Genomic DNA, 16101 nt, shown 5'->3' with positions numbered 1-16101 from the left:
CGGCGTGTCATCCCCTGTCCTTATCCTCTCTTTCCGGAGGCTCTCATGCGTCTTCTGATTGTGGGGTCCATGGAGGGCCAGGTCGGCGAGGCCGGGCGCATGGCCATGGAGCGGGGAGCCCAGGTCTACCAGGTGGAGGGCCTTGACAGCGCCCTCGTCCACCTGCGCGACGGGCTGGGCGCGGACCTGGTCATGATTGACGTCCGCCTGGACGTGAGAACCCTGATTGATTCCCTGACCGCGGAGCGGATCTCCACGCCGGTCGTGGCCTACGGGATCGGCAACGACACCCAGGCCGCCGTGCGGGCCATCCGGGCCGGCGCCCGGGAGTACATTCCCCTCCCCCCGGAACCGGACATGATCGCCGCCATCCTGGAGGCCGCCGCCGTGGAAACCCACCGGCTGGTGTTTCAGGATCCGGCCATGGGGGCCGTGGTCCGCCTTGCCGACCAGGTCGCCGCGTCCGACGCCTCGGTGCTCATCACCGGCGAGTCCGGCACCGGAAAGGAAGTCCTGGCCCGCTACATCCACCGCAAGAGCAAGCGCTCCGCAGGGCGGTTCATCGCGGTCAACTGCGCCGCCATTCCCGAGGGCCTTCTGGAATCCGAGCTGTTCGGGCACGAGAAGGGCGCCTTCACCGGCGCCGTGGCCCGCCGGATCGGCCGCTTCGAGGAGGCCAGCGGCGGCACCTTGCTGATGGATGAAATCTCCGAGATGGACGTGCGCCTGCAGGCCAAGCTGCTGCGGGTCATCCAGGAGCGGGAGATCGACCGTCTCGGCGGGCGCCAGCCGGTCAAGGTCAATGTCCGGATCCTCGCCACCTCCAACCGGGACATGGCCCAGGCCGTGCGGGAGAAAACCTTCCGTGAGGATCTTTACTACCGGCTGAACGTGATCCGCCTTGCCATCCCCCCCCTGCGGGAGCGGCCGGCGGACATCCTGCACCTCGCCGACCATTTCCTGCGCCGCTTCTCCGAGGAGAACTGCACCCCCCTGCGCCCCTTTTCCGCAGGCGTGCGGGCGCGGCTTCTCGCCCACCCCTGGCCCGGAAACGTCCGGGAGCTGGAGAACACGGTCCACCGGGCGGTGCTTCTGGCCTCGGGACCGGAGATCGACGACAGCGCCCTTATCCTGGCGGACGACGACCTGTCCGGTGCCCGGCGGGACGCCTCCGCCGGCAGCCCGGGCGGAACCGGGTCTCTGGTGGGACGCACGGTCTCGGACGTGGAGCGCGACCTGATCCTGGACACGCTCCGGCACACCCTGGGCAACCGCACCCATGCGGCCACCTTGCTCGGCATTTCCATCCGCACCCTGCGCAACAAGCTGAGGCAGTACACGGACGAGGGCCTTGACGTGCCGCCCCCCGGCCTGGGGGACAGCCCGGCACGCCCGGTCTGAACGCACAGCCCCGGGCAGGTCCGGCACGCGCCCGGGACCGGAGAGGGGCTGGAACAGGGAACAGGAGGGCTCGGACGCGGGCGCCGGTCACCGGTGCCGCAGTCTCCAGGCCCCGTCGATCACAGGGCCCGCCACGCCCGCCTTGAAAGGCGCCTGTGATCTTTTTACGGTTGTGTTACGGTCTTCCTGCCCCTCGCACGCCCTGTGCACGGGCGGAACCCCCGCAGACGCCTGGGAAAGGGTCGGAGAGAATCAATGGCCGAAGAGTCCGGATCCAACGCCGCAGCGGCAACCGAGAGCACTCCCGTGGAGGGCAGCACTCCGGGGATGTCCTCCATGCGCCGGATAATCCAGATTCTGGCAACAGGCGAGGTGGCCCTGCCCCTGGGCCTGGTGGTGATCATGCTGGTGCTGATCATGCCCATGCCGCCCTGGATGCTGGACATTGCCCTGGCCCTGTCCATCACCTTCTCGGTGCTGATCCTGATGGTGGTGGTCTTCATCAGAAAAGCCTTGGAATTCAACACATTCCCCATGGTTCTTCTGATCGCGACCCTGCTGCGCCTGGCCCTGAACCTGGCGTCCACGCGCCTGATCCTCTCGGACGGGCACGAGGGCCCTTCCGCCGCCGGCCGGGTGATCGAGGCCTTTGGCGGCTTCATCATGGGCGGCAACTTTGTGGTCGGCATCATTGTGTTCTCGATCCTGGTGCTGGTGAACTTCCTGGTGATCACCAAGGGCGCAACCCGCATTGCCGAGGTCACGGCCCGCTTCACCCTGGATGCCATGCCGGGCAAGCAGATGGCCATTGACGCCGACCTGTCCGCCGGCCTGATCGACGAGAACGAGGCCCGCCGGCGCCGTCAGGAGACCCAGCAGGAATCCGACTTCTTCGGCGCCATGGACGGTGCCTCCAAGTTTGTGCGCGGTGATGCCATCGCGGGCATTATCATCACCCTGATCAACATTATCGGCGGCATGATTGTGGGCATGGCCCAGGGCGGGCTGTCCTTCGGCGAGGCCGCCGACACCTACACCCGCCTGACCGTCGGGGACGGTCTTGTCTCCCAGATCCCGGCCCTGATTGTCTCGGTGGCGGCGGGTCTGATGGTCTCCAAGGGCGGCCTGACGGACACGGCGGAAGCCGCCCTGTTCACCCAGTTCTCGCGCTATCCCCGGGCGCTGGGCATGAGCGCCCTACTGGCCACCGGCGTGGGCCTTCTGCCGGGCATGCCCATCCTGCCGTTTCTGGGTCTTGCTGCGGCCTCGGGTCTGGGGGCCTGGTGGGTCATGAAACGTGACCAGAAGGCCGCGCAGGAGGAGGTGCTCCGGCAGTCCATGCCGGTTCCCGCCGGATCACCGGGCGCCCCCGTGGCCGAAGTTCCCATCTCGGAGGCCCTGCGCATCGACCTTGTGCGGCTGGAGCTGGGATACGGCCTGCTGTCCCTGATCAACGACGCCCACTCCCAGAGGCTGACGGACCAGATCAAGGCCCTGCGCCGCGCGCTTGCCACGGACATGGGCTTCATCATGCCCCCCGTGCGGATCCAGGACAACATGCAGCTGACGGCCAACGCCTACCGCATCTACATCAAGGAGCTGGAGGCCGGCGGCGGAGAGCTGCGCCCCAACCGGCTTCTGGTCATGGATCCCAGGGGGCAGGAAATCAGCCTGCCCGGCGAGAAAACCCGCGAGCCCACCTTTGGCCTCCAGGCCATGTGGATCGACCAGACCCGCCGGGAGGAGGCCCTTTTCCGGGGCTACACGGTGGTGGACCCGCCCACGGTGATCACCACCCACCTGACCGAGACCATCAAGGACCACATGGCGGAGCTTCTGTCCTACGGCGAGACCCAGAAGCTGCTCGACAAGCTGGACCCGGACGAGCAGAAGCTGGTTGCGGACCTGATCCCCTCCCAGATTGCCCTGTCCGGCGTGCAGAGGGTTCTCCAGACGCTGCTTGCGGAGCGGGTCTCCATCCGCGACCTGCCCACCATCCTGGAGGGCATCGCCGAGGCGGCCGCCGTCACCCGCAACCTGACCATGATCACGGAGCACGTGCGCACCCGCCTTGCACGCCAGATCACCGACATGAACACGGACGACGAGGGTGTGCTGACCATCGTCTCCCTCTCGGCGGCCTGGGAGAACGCCTTTATCGAGGCGCTGGCGGGCCAGGGGGACGAGCGGCAGCTGTCCATGGCGCCTTCCAAGCTCCAGGAGTTCATCGTCACCCTGCGCCAGACATTCGAGCGCTTTGCCGCCCAGGGGCAGTCTCCGGTGCTGCTCACCAGCCCCATGATCCGGCCCTATGTCCGCTCCATCGTGGAGCGCTTCCGGCCCATGACCGTGGTCATGAGCCAGAACGAGATCTACCCCCGGGCCCGGATCAAGACCATCGGCCAGGTCTAGCGCGGCCTGCCGGGGCACGCCCCCCGACAGGTCGGGCGCGGCCCCGGAGGGCAGGAGCGCACCGCAATCGGCAGGCAGCCTCCCGGCCGTGGGGGAAGAAGCGCACCGCCATCGGCAGGCCGAATCCCTGTCCCGGGCGGACAGCGGGACAGAAACCGGACACCGCCGTTGACGGCGCGGCCCTGCCGATCTATGTCGGACGGTCGCCCGTCGGGGCCGCGAGCCCTGTACCGCGCCCGCGTCCGCACCCGTGCAGCCCTGCGCCGCGCCCGCCCCATTGCCCGCCCCCGTGCACCCCCGTGCCGCATGAGCCCCGTTTTTAAAAATGACACCCCGACCATGGACCTGAACCCGGAAGCCCTGCGAGACGCAATCAACCGCTGCTGGCAGGCCAGGACACCCTTTCTGTTCGCGATCGACTATGAACTCACCGGGGGCTTTCTGATCCCGGAACCGGACCTGGCCACAACAGAGGTCGGTTTTGTCTTTCCCGGCGGGACAAACAAGCCCGCCCGCGAAACCTTCCGCGAGGCCCGGTCTCCCGGGATTGTGCAGCCGGATCCGGACTCCTACCGGAGACTGTTCGACGGTGCCCGCGGTGCCCTCGCCTCAAAAGCGGTCCAGGTTGTCAACTTGTCAGAGCGGACCCGGATTGCGCCCGGGGTCGACGCCCGCGACCTCTTTCTGGCCAGCCGTGCCCCCTACCAGATCTATGTCCCGGGACGGTTTGTCTGTTTCTCGCCCGAGTGTTTTGTCCGGATCACGGCCGACGGAACCATCACCACCCGCCCGATCAAGGGGACCATCAACGCCGCCTGCCCGGATGCCGAACACACCTTGATGACCAGTCCCAAGGAAATCGCCGAGCACACGGCAACGGTCCGTCTTGTGGAGGAGGAACTGGCAAACATTGCGAAGGGCGTTCATGTGGCCCGGTTCCGCGCCGTTGAGACGATCGAAACCCGGAGCGGAACTCTTCTCCAGACCGTATCGGACGTGTCCGGAACCCTGGATCCGGCGGACCTGGACCGCCCGGGAGACCTGCTTTTCCGGCTGCTGCCCGCAGGATCCGTCACAGGGGTTCCCCGGGCCGCCGCCCACGCCCTCATTCAGGCCCTGGAGACCCGGCCCCGGGGCTACTACTGCGGTATAGCCGGGTACTCTGACGGCCAGACCCTGGAGACCGCCGTGCTGATCCGGTTCATCGAGATCGAGGGGGAGACCCTCTGGTACCGCAGCGGGGGCGGTGTCACGGCCGACAGCGTCTGTGACCGGGAATACGCCGAAATTCTTGACAAGATCTACCTGCAATGACCCCGACCCGCTCCCTGTTTCTCGAAACCCTCCGGCTTGTCGACGGCATCGCCGACAACCCCGACCTTCACCGGGAGCGCATGCGCCGGGCGCTGGCCAGCATCAACGCTCCGGATGTCACGCCGGACCTCTCGCTTCAGAACCTTCCGGTTCCCCCGGCCTTCCGACACGGGTGCGTGAAATGCCGGATTGTCTACGGGCCGGACGGCCTCTGCCCCCCCACCTTCGAGCACTACACGCCGCGCGTCCTGAGCCGCATTGCCCTGGTGGACGGCAACGGCCTGGACTACGGCCACAAGTACGCGGACCGGAGCGGGCTCGCCCGGCTTCTGGCGCTCCGGGGGGACTGCGACGATATCCTGATCGTTCAGGACGGGCACATCACAGACCTCTCGTTCGCCAATGTGGTGTTCCGGGACCGGCAGGGCGGGCTTGTCACGCCCTCCCGCCCCCTTCTGCCCGGGACGCGGCGCCGTGCCCTGCTGTCCGCAGGTGTCATTGCCGAACGCCCTGTCCGGGTGGAGGATCTCGGGGACTTCGTCGGTTTCTACCCGATCAACGCCATGATGGACCTGGGGGATGCCCCCCTGATCCCCTGCAAGGCGCTCGTTCGCACCGGCCTCTGACCGGTCGCCAGCCGCAGGACACCCATGGGCCGCGGCGCCCGGCCCCTCCCCGCTCCTTGCGCACCCCGCACCTCCGGCACCCGGACTGCCCCGAACCTCCTGCACCCGGGCCGCACCTCACCTCCGGCACGCGGGCCCGCCGCTTCTCCTTTCTCCCCTATCCCGTGCCACGCCCGCTGCCCGCTGCCCCGGGCTGCCTTCAGGATCCGGGCACAAAAAAACCCCCGGCCACTGGGGTCGGGGGCTTTTTGCGTTCAGCGGGAGCTGAGGCGTGATCACGCGTTCTTCATGGCTTCCATCATGGTGGTGCCCAGCGCCGAGGGGCTGTCCGCGACCAGAATGCCGGCAGCGCGCATGGCCGCCATCTTGTCGTCCGCGGTTCCCTTGCCGCCGCTGATGATGGCGCCCGCATGGCCCATGCGCCGGCCCGGAGGCGCGGTCACACCGGCGATGAAGCCGCACATGGGCTTTCTCACCTTTGCGGACTGCAGGAACTCGCAGGCCTCTTCCTCGGCCGAGCCACCGATCTCGCCGATCATGATGATGCCCTCGGTCTCGGGATCATTCAGGAACAGATCGAGGCAGTCGATGAAGTTGGTGCCGTTGACCGGGTCACCGCCAATACCGATGCAGGTGGACTGGCCAAGACCGACGGCGGTGGTCTGGGCGACCGCCTCGTAGGTCAGGGTTCCGGACCGGGACACGATGCCGATCTTTCCGCGACGGTGAATGTGACCGGGCATGATGCCGATCTTGCACTCGTCGGGAACGATGATGCCCGGGCAGTTCGGACCGATCAGGCGGGTGCGGGAGCCGCGCAGGGCGCTCTTGACCTTGACCATGTCCAGAACCGGGATGCCCTCGGTGATGCAGACCACCAGGGGCATTTCCGCCTCGATGGCCTCGAGGATCGCATCCGCCGCCATCGGGGGCGGCACGTAGATGACCGACGCGTCCGCACCGGTCGTCTCGCGGGCCTCGCGAACCGTGTTGAACACGGGCAGGTCCAGGTGGGTGGTGCCCCCCTTGCCCGGCGTGCAGCCGCCGACCATCTTCGTGCCGTAGGCAATGGCCTGCTCGGAGTGGAACGTGCCCTGGGAGCCGGTGAAGCCCTGGCAGATCAAACGGGTGTTCTTGTCAACGAGAACGGCCATTACTGCGCCTCCCTAACGGCTTTGACGACTTTCTCGGCGGCATCCGCCAGATTGTCGGCGGAAATGATGGGCAAACCGGATTCCGCCAGGATCGTCTTGCCAAGCTCCACGTTGGTGCCCTCCAGACGGACCACCAGCGGGACATTCAGGGACACGTCGCGCGCGGCCGCCACAACGCCCTCGGCGATGACGTCGCAACGCATGATGCCGCCGAAGATGTTGACGAGGATGCCCTCGACCGCCGGGTCCGAGAGGATGATCTTGAACGCCGCCGTCACCCGCTCGCGGGTGGCGCCGCCGCCCACGTCCAGGAAGTTCGCCGGCGAGCCGCCCTTGAGCTTGATGATGTCCATGGTGGCCATGGCCAGTCCGGCGCCGTTGACCATGCAGCCAATGGTGCCGTCAAGCTTGACGTAGTTCAGGTCGTGGCGGGAGGCCTCCAGCTCCATGGGATCCTCTTCCGACTCGTCGCGGTAGTCCATGAGGCGCGGGTGCCGGTAGAGGGCGTTGGGATCAAGGCCCATCTTGCAGTCCAAAGGCAGGATCTGGCCGTCGCCCGTGACCACAAGCGGGTTGATCTCGAGCATGGCGCAGTCCGAGGCCACAAAGCACTCGTACAGCGACAGGGCCATACGGGTGAAGGCCGAGACCTGCTTGCCCGTGAGGCCGAGCGCAAAGGCTACCGCCCGGGCGTGGAACGCCGACATGCCGGTTTCCGGGGAAATCGGCTGGTAGATGATCTTTTCGGGGGTCTTTTCCGCGACCTCCTCGATGTCCATGCCGCCCTCGGTGGAGGCCATGATGGTCACGCCGGACGTCGCCCGGTCAACCAGCAAGGACAGGTAGAGCTCGCGCGCGATGTCGCAGCCCTCCTCCACGTAGACGCGCTTCACCTCGCGCCCCTCGGGGCCCGACTGATGGGTCACCAGGGTGTTGCCCAGCATCTGGAATGCCGCCTCCTGGACGTCGTCCAGCGACTTGACAACCCGCACGCCCCCCTTGCCACCGGCAGCCTCCTCGAGGAAGTGCCCCTTCCCGCGGCCTCCGGCATGGATCTGGGCCTTGACGACCCAGACCGGCCCGCCCAGACGCTCTGCAACCGCCCGGGCCTCGTCCGCGGTGTAGGCAACACCGCCACCCAGAATGGGCACGCCGTAGTTGGCCAGTACCTGCTTGGCCTGATATTCGTGAAGATTCATCTCTGTTCCTTCGTAGGTTGGGTCCGTCCGATCCGCAGCCTAGCCCATAAGAGCGCTGGTTGCATCAATAAGACCTTTGACGGCGTCAATCGACTTGTCGAGCGCCGCCTTCTCGGCCGCATCCAGCTCGATCTCGATGACTTTCTCGACGCCACCCGCGCCGATCACCGTCGGCACACCAACGTAGAGGCCGTTCACGCCGTAGGCTCCGTCGACCCAGGCCGCGCACGGCAGAACGCGCTTCTTGTCCTTCAGGTAGGCCTCCGCCATCTGGACCGCCGCCGCCGCCGGAGCGTAGAAGGCCGAGCCGGTCTTCAGCAGGGCAACGATCTCGCCACCGCCGTCGCGGGTCCGCTGGACGATGGAGTCCAGACGCTCCTGTGTGGTCCAGCCCATCTTGACCAGGTCCGGAAGGGGAATGCCCGCAACCGTCGAGTAGCGCACCAGCGGAACCATGGTGTCGCCGTGGCCGCCCAGAACGAAGGCGGTGACGTCCTCGGTGGAGACGTTGAACTCCTCGGCCAGGAAGTAGCGGAACCGCGCCGAGTCCAGAACACCGGCCATGCCCACAACCATGTGCGGCGGCAGGCCCGAAACCTCGCGCAGCGCCCAGACCATGGCGTCCAGCGGGTTCGTGATGCAGATCACAAAAGCGCCCGGGCAGTTGTCCCGGATGCCCTCGCCGACCGCCTTCATCACCTTGGCGTTGATGGCGATCAGGTCATCGCGGCTCATGCCGGGCTTGCGGGGCACACCGGCGGTCACGATCACAACGTCCGCGCCCTTCAGGCCGGAATAGTCGTTGGTGCCGATGTACGCGGCATCCACGCCCTCGATCGGGGTGGACTCGGCAATATCCAGGCTCTTCCCCTGCGGCACACCGTCGACAATGTCGAACATCACCACATCACCAAGCTCTTTCAGGCCGATGAGATGGGCAAGCGTGCCGCCGATATTGCCGGCGCCCACAAGCGCGATCTTTTTGCGAGCCATGAGTAACCTCTTTTTGCTAGGAACATCGAAAGAAAGCGGACGTGACAACCCGGCGTCAGGGCTTCGTCTGTATGACGCTGCCCGGGCAGGACCGGACCGGATCAGGCGGGCTTTTCCTTTCGGGGCCGCTCCGCAGACGGTCCGGATGGCGGGCGCACATCCGTACGGGTCAAGGCCTTCCTTCCTAGCGCGATTCGAAAAGACAGGCAATCGGCATTTGGGAAAACCCGGCTGTCCGGGGGCCCCGTGCGCTGCACCGCACACCAGAACGGTTATAAATAGGCCGCCGGTCAACCCCGCGTGGGGTTCGGCTCACGACACCTGCGCGCCCAAAAGCGCACTCCCGGCGTGTGAGGAGGGCCACCCGTCCCGCCCGGACGCCGGAGTCCCGGTGGCTCCGGGGCGTCAGCGTGCGCTTTTCCAGGCCCGCCGCGGAACGGGACCAGGGCACGGGGGCCTTGACCGGGGGGCTTTGATACGGGGTGCGCGGACCGGAGGGTGTGCCCCGGCGAGGACGAACGGCCTGCCCCCGATCAGGGAGATCCGGCGGAGCGCCAGGCATGACACGTCGCCGGGAGCAACAGGCCGGAGGAATGGGTGAAACGCGCAAACGGGCGGACCGGAAGGATGGAAATGGGCGGGCCAGCGGATGGGCACACATCCCGAAGGGGTGCTCCGCCGGAGAGACTATCCCCGGGGAGCGCCCGCCGGGCCCCTCGGGGACATGTCGCGTTGTCAGGCTCTGCTCTGTCCTGCCCCGCACGGCCCTGACACGCGCGCTGCTGAACCACACAAGCCGGCCCGCTCGGGCATGACACGGGCTCCGCCGGACCGGGATCCAGCTCGCTCTGCCCGCCCCGGTTCGGGACGGGCCCGGCCCGGTCTGGACCGTTTCGGTTCGTGCCGTCGCCTAGCGGTTCACGGACAGGGGCTCGAGCATCAGGACCGCACCCTCCCCGTCCAGCGTGCGAAGCCAGGGCTCGGCGGCCCGCAGCCCGGGGCTCAGGGTCACCCCGAGGTTCAGGATCGTCTCGACCCGGTCAAGGTTTTTGGCGAACAGGCCAAAAGGCGACGGACTGCTGCCGAAGGGAACCAGCGTATACGGGGTGCTCTCGTCCAGTCCGGCCTCCCGGCGGGCGGCACGGATGGCCTCGGGAAGTCCGCCCAGCTCATCAACCAGCCCCAGCTTCAGGGCCTGCTCGCCCAGCCAGACCCGGCCCTGCGCCGCCTCCTCGACCCGCTCAAGGCTGAGGGAGCGCCCCCGGGCCACCTTGCCGGTGAAGTCGGCATAGATCGCATCCAGCGTCGCCGAGAGGTGGGCGCGGGCGGCCTCGTCAAACGGCTGGGAGAGCGCATACATGGCCGCGTTCCGGCCCGCCTGGACCCCGTCCCAGGCCACCCGGTTGCGGGTGCTCAGGGCCTGGATGTTGACCTTCCCGGAGACCACACCGATGGACCCGGTGAGGGTGCCGGGCTGGGCCACGATGTGGCTGGTGCCCATGGCCATGAAGTAGCCCCCCGACGCCGCCACATCGCCCAGGGACGCGATCACGGGCATTCCCGCCTCGCGGACCTTCTCGATGGCGCGCCAGACCACGTCCGAGCCGACGTACGAGCCCCCCGGGCTGTCGATTCGAAGAACGATCGCCACCACCTCGGAGTCCGCGGCCGCCCTCTCGATGGTGGAGGCAAGGGCGCGGGCGTCCACCATCCGGGAGCCGGACACGCCCCGGCCGTCTCCGACCACGATGGTGCCGGTGGCACAGATGTAGGCGATCTTGCGGGCCCTGGCATCCGCCGGGGTCGCGGCGTGGGCCCGGACATAGCGGGCCAGAGGGATCATCCGGGAGCTCAGGTTGTCCCCCGCGCGGAAGGACAGGCCCATGGCGCTGACGATCTGGTCACGGTAGCCGATGTAGTCGATCAGCTTCCCCTCGTTCGCCACCGGCGCCAGAAGGGGCGAGGCATCGATCAGGGTGCGCACCTCCTGCTCGGGCAGTCCGCGGGCGGACACAATCCCCGCCACCACCTGGGACAGCCAGCCGTCCACCAGGCCCTGGAGAGCCTCCCGCTCCGCAGGCGACTGCTGATAGTCGGACAGGAACGCCATGGCCGTCTTGTACTGCTTGCGGGCCTGGAACTCGGGCTCGACCCCCCACTCATCCAGAAGGCCGCGCAGGTAGGGCTGGCGGACCGCAAACCCGGTGGTCCCCACAAGGCCCGAGGGCTGGAGCCAGATGTCCTTCGCCGCCGTGGCCACGTAATAGGGAATGGTGCCGTCCGCCCCCTCGCCGAAGCTCTCGGCAAAGGCCACGGTCTCCTTGTCGGATTTCTGACGGAAGCGCAGAACCGCCGCGCGCAGCTCCTGGGCCTGTGCCATCCCCAGCGTGCCGGAGCGCACGTGCAGGAACAGGCCCCGGACCGCCGGATCCTCGGCCGCCCGGTCAATGGCCGCCACCACGTCCACCAGACGGGCACGGGGCTCCTCGCCGGCGAGAAGATCGCTCATCTGGTCCAGAAATCCGGAGGCCGGATCCTCCGGGAGGCTGTCCCCGATCTCCAGGCTCAGGACCATGGTTTCGGGAAGCGGATCCTCCTGGAACTGGGACAGGGCGTACCCTCCCAGGCCCAGAAGCAGGCAAAACAGAAAGCCCATGAGGGCGAAAACGGAAAGAAGGAAATATCCAAGGATCCGCATGAAACAAGGCCTTTCACGGTCTCGGTCTGCCGGGGCACGACGCCACCCGGTGGGGAAAAACGGGGGTAAGGACACACACAACGTCGCCCCGCGCGGGGCGCACACACACAGCCGCCCCACACAGGGCGCAAACACACAGACGCTCACCCGGCACGGGGCGGAGGCAGTCGGCTCAGGGAGCCGGGCGTGCCGGCCCCGGAACCAGGGGGCCCAATAAAATACCGGAAAACGACACGCCCGCAGCCGCAGGCGTCACAGACACTCACTGTGGCCCCAACAGCCGGGCCCCCCTGTGCCGGACCGGAACCCGCCCGCGCGAAGCCGGAGCCCACCACGCGAAGCGGGAGCCGCCCGCAGCGGGCCGGACCCGCCGGGCCGGGGAGGCTGTCGACCGACACAAGCGAAAGTTTAGGGAAAACGGCACCCAAGGGCAATCACTGCAATCCGGGTCGGCCCTGTAGAACACCGCAGGGCGGGCCCGCCACGGATCCTCGCGCACGGTGCGCCCACGCGCCGGCTGGCCGCACGGAGCCTCAGAACGAGGCGCCGCACTGCCCCCGGAACCGCAGCAGGTGGTCAAGCAGCGTGACGGCCACCATGGCCTCGGCCACCGGAATCGCCCGAATGCCCACGCACGGGTCGTGACGTCCCCGGGTCTGGACCTCCACCGGCTGGCCGTCCCGGTCGATGCTGCGCCGGGCAATCAGGATAGAGCTGGTGGGCTTCACCGCAAAACGGGCCGTGATGGCCTGCCCCGTGGAAATGCCCCCCAGAATGCCGCCCGCGTGATTGGACAGGAAGACGGGCGCGCCGTCCCCGCCGGGGAGCATCTCGTCCGCGTTGTCCTCGCCCCTGAGCCGGGCGGCGGCAAAACCGTCCCCGATCTCCACGCCCTTGACGGCATTGATGCTCATCAGCGCCTTGGCAAGGTCCGCATCCAGCCGGTCATACACCGGTTCCCCGAGACCCGCCGGAACCCCGGTGGCCTCGACCGCCACGACGGCCCCCACGCTGGAGCCCGCCTTGCGGGTCTGGTCAAGGCAGGCCTCCCACAGGGGAACCACCTCCGGATCCGGCGCAAAGAACGGATTGCGCCCGGTCTCGTCCCAGGACCAGTTCCCGGGGTTGATGGCGATGCCGCCCATCTCGACCAGAGCGGCCCGCACGGTCAGCGCCTCGCCCACAAGGTGGCGGAGCGCCGCCCGCGCCACGGCCCCGGCGGCCACACGCATGGCGGTTTCCCGGGCACTGGAGCGCCCGCCGCCCCGCGGATCCCGCAGGCCGTATTTCACGTGGTAGGTATAGTCCGCGTGGCCGGGCCGGAACCGGTCGGCGATGGAGCCGTAGTCCTGGGAGCGCTGGTCCGTGTTGCGGATCAGCAGCCCGATGGGGGTGCCGGTGGTGCGCCCCTCGAACACACCCGAGAGGATCTCCACCTCGTCGGCCTCCCGCCGCTGGGTCGTGTAGCGGGACTGGCCGGGCTTCCTGCGGTCCAGATCGTGCTGGATCTGCTCGACCGTGAGGGGGACGCCCGGGGGCGTTCCCTCCACCACGCAGCCGATCGCGGGCCCGTGGCTTTCGCCAAAGGTGGAAAAGCGAAAGAGTGTCCCGAAGGTGTCCCCGGCCATGTCCCCGCCCCTTGCCTCAGTCTTTCTTCATCGCCGTGAGGATGGCGATATTCTCGTCCAGGGAGGCGGGCTCCAGCATGCCGACCAGGTGGTAGCCGCTGTCCACGTAGTGGACCTCGCCGGTGACGCCCCGCGCCAGGTCGGACAGAAGGTACAGGCCCGAACCGCCCACCTCCTCGGTGGTGACGTTGCGGCGCAGCGGCGCGTTGGCCTCGTTCCACTTCAGGATGTTGCGGAAGTCACCGATGCCCATGGCCGCAAGGGTGCGGATCGGTCCGGCGGAAATGGCGTTGACGCGGATGCCCCGCTCGCCCAGGTCCGCCGCCAGATAGCGGGTGCTGGCCTCCAGAGCCGCCTTCGCCACGCCCATCACGTTGTAGTGGGGGACAACCCGCTCGGCCCCGAGGTAGGACAGGGTGAGCATGGAGCCGCCGTCGTTCATGATTTCCGCGCTGCGCCGGGCGATGTCCACGAACGAGTACACGGAAATGTCCATGGTCGTGCGGAAGTTCTCCCGGGTGGTCTGGAGGTACTTGCCCTTCAGCTCATCCTTGTCCGAGAACGCAATGCCGTGGACCACAAAGTCCAGCGTGCCGAAGCTGTCCTTCAGCGACGCGAACAGGGCGTCCAGGCTCGCATCATCCGACACGTCGCAGGGGAACACGGGATTGTCGCCCCCCAGGGTGTCGATCAGGGGCTGGACCCGCTTCAAAAGCGCGTCGGACTGGTAGGTGAATGCAATCTGTGCCCCGTGCTCGTGGGCGGCCCGGGCAATGCCCCAGGCGATGGACTTGTCGTTCGCGACCCCGAGAACGAGGCCTTTCTTGCCTTGCAGCAACCCTCCGGACATGGGCATTTTCACTCCTCAATTTTTAAAGTGGCTTCGTTTTGCCGGTGCAAAACCGGGCGCAGACCGCTCGTGCGCCCCCATTGGCGCGCATCGTACTTGACCCTCCGGCCGGGTGCCACCGCTTTTTGTGCACCGCACCAGAGCAAACCTCAGGATCGTGTCTCCTCCCGGGGTTGGTCCCGGAAAACCGGGCGCAGGGCCAGCCCCACAAAAAACACCAGGACCGCAACCGCCACAATGGACGGGCCCGCCGGGCTGTCAAGGAAAAGGGAGGCCTCCAGGCCCCCGAAAACACTGGCGATTCCCACAAGTGCGGAGAACAGGGCCATGGTCTCGGGGGAGCGGCTCCAGAAGCGGGCGGCGGCCGCCGGCACGACAAGAAGCGCTGTGACCAGAAGAACACCCACGATCTTCATGGCAATGGCAATGGTCAGGGCAATCGCCATCATCAGGAACAGGTCCACCGCGGCCACATTGGTTCCCTCGGCCCTCGCCAGGTCGGGCTCGATGGTGGCGTTCAGCAAGGGCCGCCAGAAGAGGGCCAGAAGCCCCAGAGTGCACAGGGAAAAGCCGAGGATGACCAGCACATCGGTCCACGAGACCGCCAGCACATCCCCCAGAAGCAGGGACATGAGATCCACCCGGGTGGCCATCAGGGACACGGCCACCAGGCCCAGGGCCAGGGATCCGTGGGCCAGCACCCCGAGCCAGGCGTCAATCCCCAGGGAGCGACGGGCCGCCAGGCGGGCCAGCAGAGCACTGGCACACAGCGCGAAGACCACGGCCCCGACAAACGGACCGGCCCCCGAGGCCACCCCCAGCGCCACTCCCAGCAGGGCTCCGTGGGCCATGGCGTCCCCGAAATAGGCCATGCGCCGCCAGACCACGAAACACCCCAGGGGCCCACTGACCAGCGCGACGCCGGCCCCGGCAATCAGGGCGCGCAGGACAAGATCATCCGGCATCATGGTGTTTTGTCCTCCGGGGTGCAGGTGGGGCACAGGGGCTCTGTGGCGGAATCCGAGCGGTGGCAGTGGTCGTGATGGTGGGCGTACAAGGCCAGCTGGTCGGCGCGGCTGCCAAACAGGTCGCGGAACTCGGGCGAGACGGACACCACCCTGGGCTCCCCCGAACAGCAGATATGGCCGTTCAGGCAGATGACCCGGTCCGTCGAGGCCATCACCACGTGAAGGTCATGGGACACCATCAGGATGGACAGTCCCCTCTCGGTGCGCAGGCGGGACAAAAGCTGGTAAAGGGCCATCTCGCCGCGGTAGTCCACCCCCTGGGCCGGCTCGTCCAGAACCAGAAGGGAGGGATTGCGCAACAGGGCCCGGGCCAGAAGAACCCTCTGGAACTCGCCGCCGGAGAGATTGCTGACCGGGTCATCGATTCGCATCTCGACCCCGGTTTCCCGGAGGGCCGCCTCGATCACCGGGGCCGGAGTGCGACACGCCGGGCTGACCAGGCGCCGCACACTCAGGGGCATCACCGGATCGAGAAAAAGCCTCTGGGGAACGTAGCCGACCCGAGACGGGTCCGGGCGCAGGATCCGGCCAGTGGTAATGGGAATTATTCCAAGCAATGCCTTGACAAGGGTTGTTTTTCCAGCACCATTGGGACCAACGAGGGTGACGATTTCCCCCGGGTACAGGCCAAAGGTGATGTCGTGCAGAAGCCACCGCCGCCCCGCCCGGACACCGACACTCTCAAAAGCGGCCAGGGGGGCCCTGTCCTCCCCGGTTCCGGCTGTGGTCATGCTTTGCGTTCTCCTGCCTGTCCCGGTCACCGGACCCTGCCCGACCCGTGCCACACGTCTGCGACTG

General features: G+C 67.5%; 12 protein-coding genes. 4 read left to right on the top strand and 8 right to left on the bottom strand.

Annotated features, from left to right (window positions below):
- Positions 1-45: 45 nt before the first annotated feature.
- From IHV25_RS08895 to IHV25_RS08880, 4 genes are all read left to right on the top strand, one after another.
- A complete protein-coding gene (locus IHV25_RS08895; protein WP_192534777.1) occupies positions 46-1401 on the top strand; it encodes a sigma-54-dependent transcriptional regulator in 1356 nt (451 codons plus the stop codon).
- Positions 1402-1656: 255 nt separating this feature from the next.
- Positions 1657-3813 carry a flagellar biosynthesis protein FlhA gene (gene flhA, locus IHV25_RS08890; RefSeq protein WP_192534776.1) on the top strand — a complete coding sequence of 719 codons (2157 nt, stop codon included), beginning with the start codon at positions 1657-1659 and terminating at the stop codon, positions 3811-3813.
- Between the two features lie 306 nt (positions 3814-4119).
- A complete protein-coding gene (locus tag IHV25_RS08885; protein WP_192534775.1) occupies positions 4120-5127 on the top strand; it encodes an aminodeoxychorismate synthase component I in 1008 nt (335 codons plus the stop codon).
- A complete protein-coding gene (locus IHV25_RS08880) occupies positions 5124-5753 on the top strand; it encodes an aminotransferase class IV (protein ID WP_192534774.1) in 630 nt (209 codons plus the stop codon). Before IHV25_RS08885 ends, IHV25_RS08880 begins: the two co-directional genes overlap by 4 nt.
- Positions 5754-6028: 275 nt before the next feature.
- On the opposite strand, the gene sucD is transcribed toward IHV25_RS08880, so the two are convergent.
- From sucD to IHV25_RS08840, 8 genes are all read right to left on the bottom strand, one after another.
- Positions 6029-6907, bottom strand: a complete 879-nt coding sequence (gene sucD / locus IHV25_RS08875) for a succinate--CoA ligase subunit alpha (protein ID WP_192534773.1) — start codon at positions 6905-6907, stop codon at positions 6029-6031.
- Entirely contained in the window at positions 6907-8106 is a 1200-nt protein-coding gene (gene sucC, locus IHV25_RS08870; RefSeq protein ID WP_192534772.1) for an ADP-forming succinate--CoA ligase subunit beta, read from the bottom strand. The genes sucD and sucC overlap by 1 nt, the downstream gene beginning before the upstream one ends.
- Positions 8107-8145: 39 nt before the next feature.
- Positions 8146-9099: a malate dehydrogenase gene (gene mdh / locus IHV25_RS08865; protein ID WP_192534771.1), complete on the bottom strand. Its 954-nt coding sequence runs from the start codon at positions 9097-9099 to the stop codon at positions 8146-8148.
- Between the two features lie 910 nt (positions 9100-10009).
- Positions 10010-11797 carry a signal peptide peptidase SppA gene (gene sppA, locus IHV25_RS08860; RefSeq protein WP_192534770.1) on the bottom strand — a complete coding sequence of 596 codons (1788 nt, stop codon included), beginning with the start codon at positions 11795-11797 and terminating at the stop codon, positions 10010-10012.
- Between the two features lie 533 nt (positions 11798-12330).
- Entirely contained in the window at positions 12331-13425 is a 1095-nt protein-coding gene (gene aroC / locus IHV25_RS08855) for a chorismate synthase (protein ID WP_192534769.1), read from the bottom strand.
- Positions 13426-13441: 16 nt separating this feature from the next.
- Positions 13442-14281: an enoyl-ACP reductase FabI gene (locus IHV25_RS08850; RefSeq protein WP_192534768.1), complete on the bottom strand. Its 840-nt coding sequence runs from the start codon at positions 14279-14281 to the stop codon at positions 13442-13444.
- Positions 14282-14424: 143 nt separating this feature from the next.
- Complete coding sequence (locus tag IHV25_RS08845) at positions 14425-15243, bottom strand: iron chelate uptake ABC transporter family permease subunit (protein ID WP_338048618.1); 819 nt, start codon at positions 15241-15243, stop codon at positions 14425-14427.
- On the bottom strand, positions 15240-16034 hold the full coding sequence (locus IHV25_RS08840) for an ATP-binding cassette domain-containing protein (protein WP_192534767.1): 795 nt from the start codon (positions 16032-16034) through the stop codon (positions 15240-15242). Before IHV25_RS08840 ends, IHV25_RS08845 begins: the two co-directional genes overlap by 4 nt.
- Between the last annotated feature and the right edge of the window lie 67 nt (positions 16035-16101).

Origin of the sequence: Phaeovibrio sulfidiphilus (genome assembly GCF_014861485.1) — a bacterium.
Lineage (GTDB): Bacteria > Pseudomonadota > Alphaproteobacteria > Rhodospirillales > Rhodospirillaceae > Phaeovibrio > Phaeovibrio sulfidiphilus.
This window is presented reverse-complemented; position numbering and strand designations above follow the sequence as displayed.

What these genes read in the sequence shown, in the direction of transcription:
- IHV25_RS08895 (WP_192534777.1), top strand. Translation starts at nt 46, where the DNA reads ATGCGTCTTCTGATTGTGGGGTCCATGGAGGGCCAGGTCGGCGAGGCC.
- flhA (WP_192534776.1), top strand. Translation starts at nt 1,657, where the DNA reads ATGGCCGAAGAGTCCGGATCCAACGCCGCAGCGGCAACCGAGAGCACT.
- IHV25_RS08885 (WP_192534775.1), top strand. Translation starts at nt 4,120, where the DNA reads ATGAGCCCCGTTTTTAAAAATGACACCCCGACCATGGACCTGAACCCG.
- IHV25_RS08880 (WP_192534774.1), top strand. Translation starts at nt 5,124, where the DNA reads ATGACCCCGACCCGCTCCCTGTTTCTCGAAACCCTCCGGCTTGTCGAC.
- sucD (WP_192534773.1), bottom strand. Translation starts at nt 6,907, where the DNA reads ATGGCCGTTCTCGTTGACAAGAACACCCGTTTGATCTGCCAGGGCTTC.
- sucC (WP_192534772.1), bottom strand. Translation starts at nt 8,106, where the DNA reads ATGAATCTTCACGAATATCAGGCCAAGCAGGTACTGGCCAACTACGGC.
- mdh (WP_192534771.1), bottom strand. Translation starts at nt 9,099, where the DNA reads ATGGCTCGCAAAAAGATCGCGCTTGTGGGCGCCGGCAATATCGGCGGC.
- sppA (WP_192534770.1), bottom strand. Translation starts at nt 11,797, where the DNA reads ATGCGGATCCTTGGATATTTCCTTCTTTCCGTTTTCGCCCTCATGGGC.
- aroC (WP_192534769.1), bottom strand. Translation starts at nt 13,425, where the DNA reads ATGGCCGGGGACACCTTCGGGACACTCTTTCGCTTTTCCACCTTTGGC.
- IHV25_RS08850 (WP_192534768.1), bottom strand. Translation starts at nt 14,281, where the DNA reads ATGCCCATGTCCGGAGGGTTGCTGCAAGGCAAGAAAGGCCTCGTTCTC.
- IHV25_RS08845 (WP_338048618.1), bottom strand. Translation starts at nt 15,243, where the DNA reads ATGATGCCGGATGATCTTGTCCTGCGCGCCCTGATTGCCGGGGCCGGC.
- IHV25_RS08840 (WP_192534767.1), bottom strand. Translation starts at nt 16,034, where the DNA reads ATGACCACAGCCGGAACCGGGGAGGACAGGGCCCCCCTGGCCGCTTTT.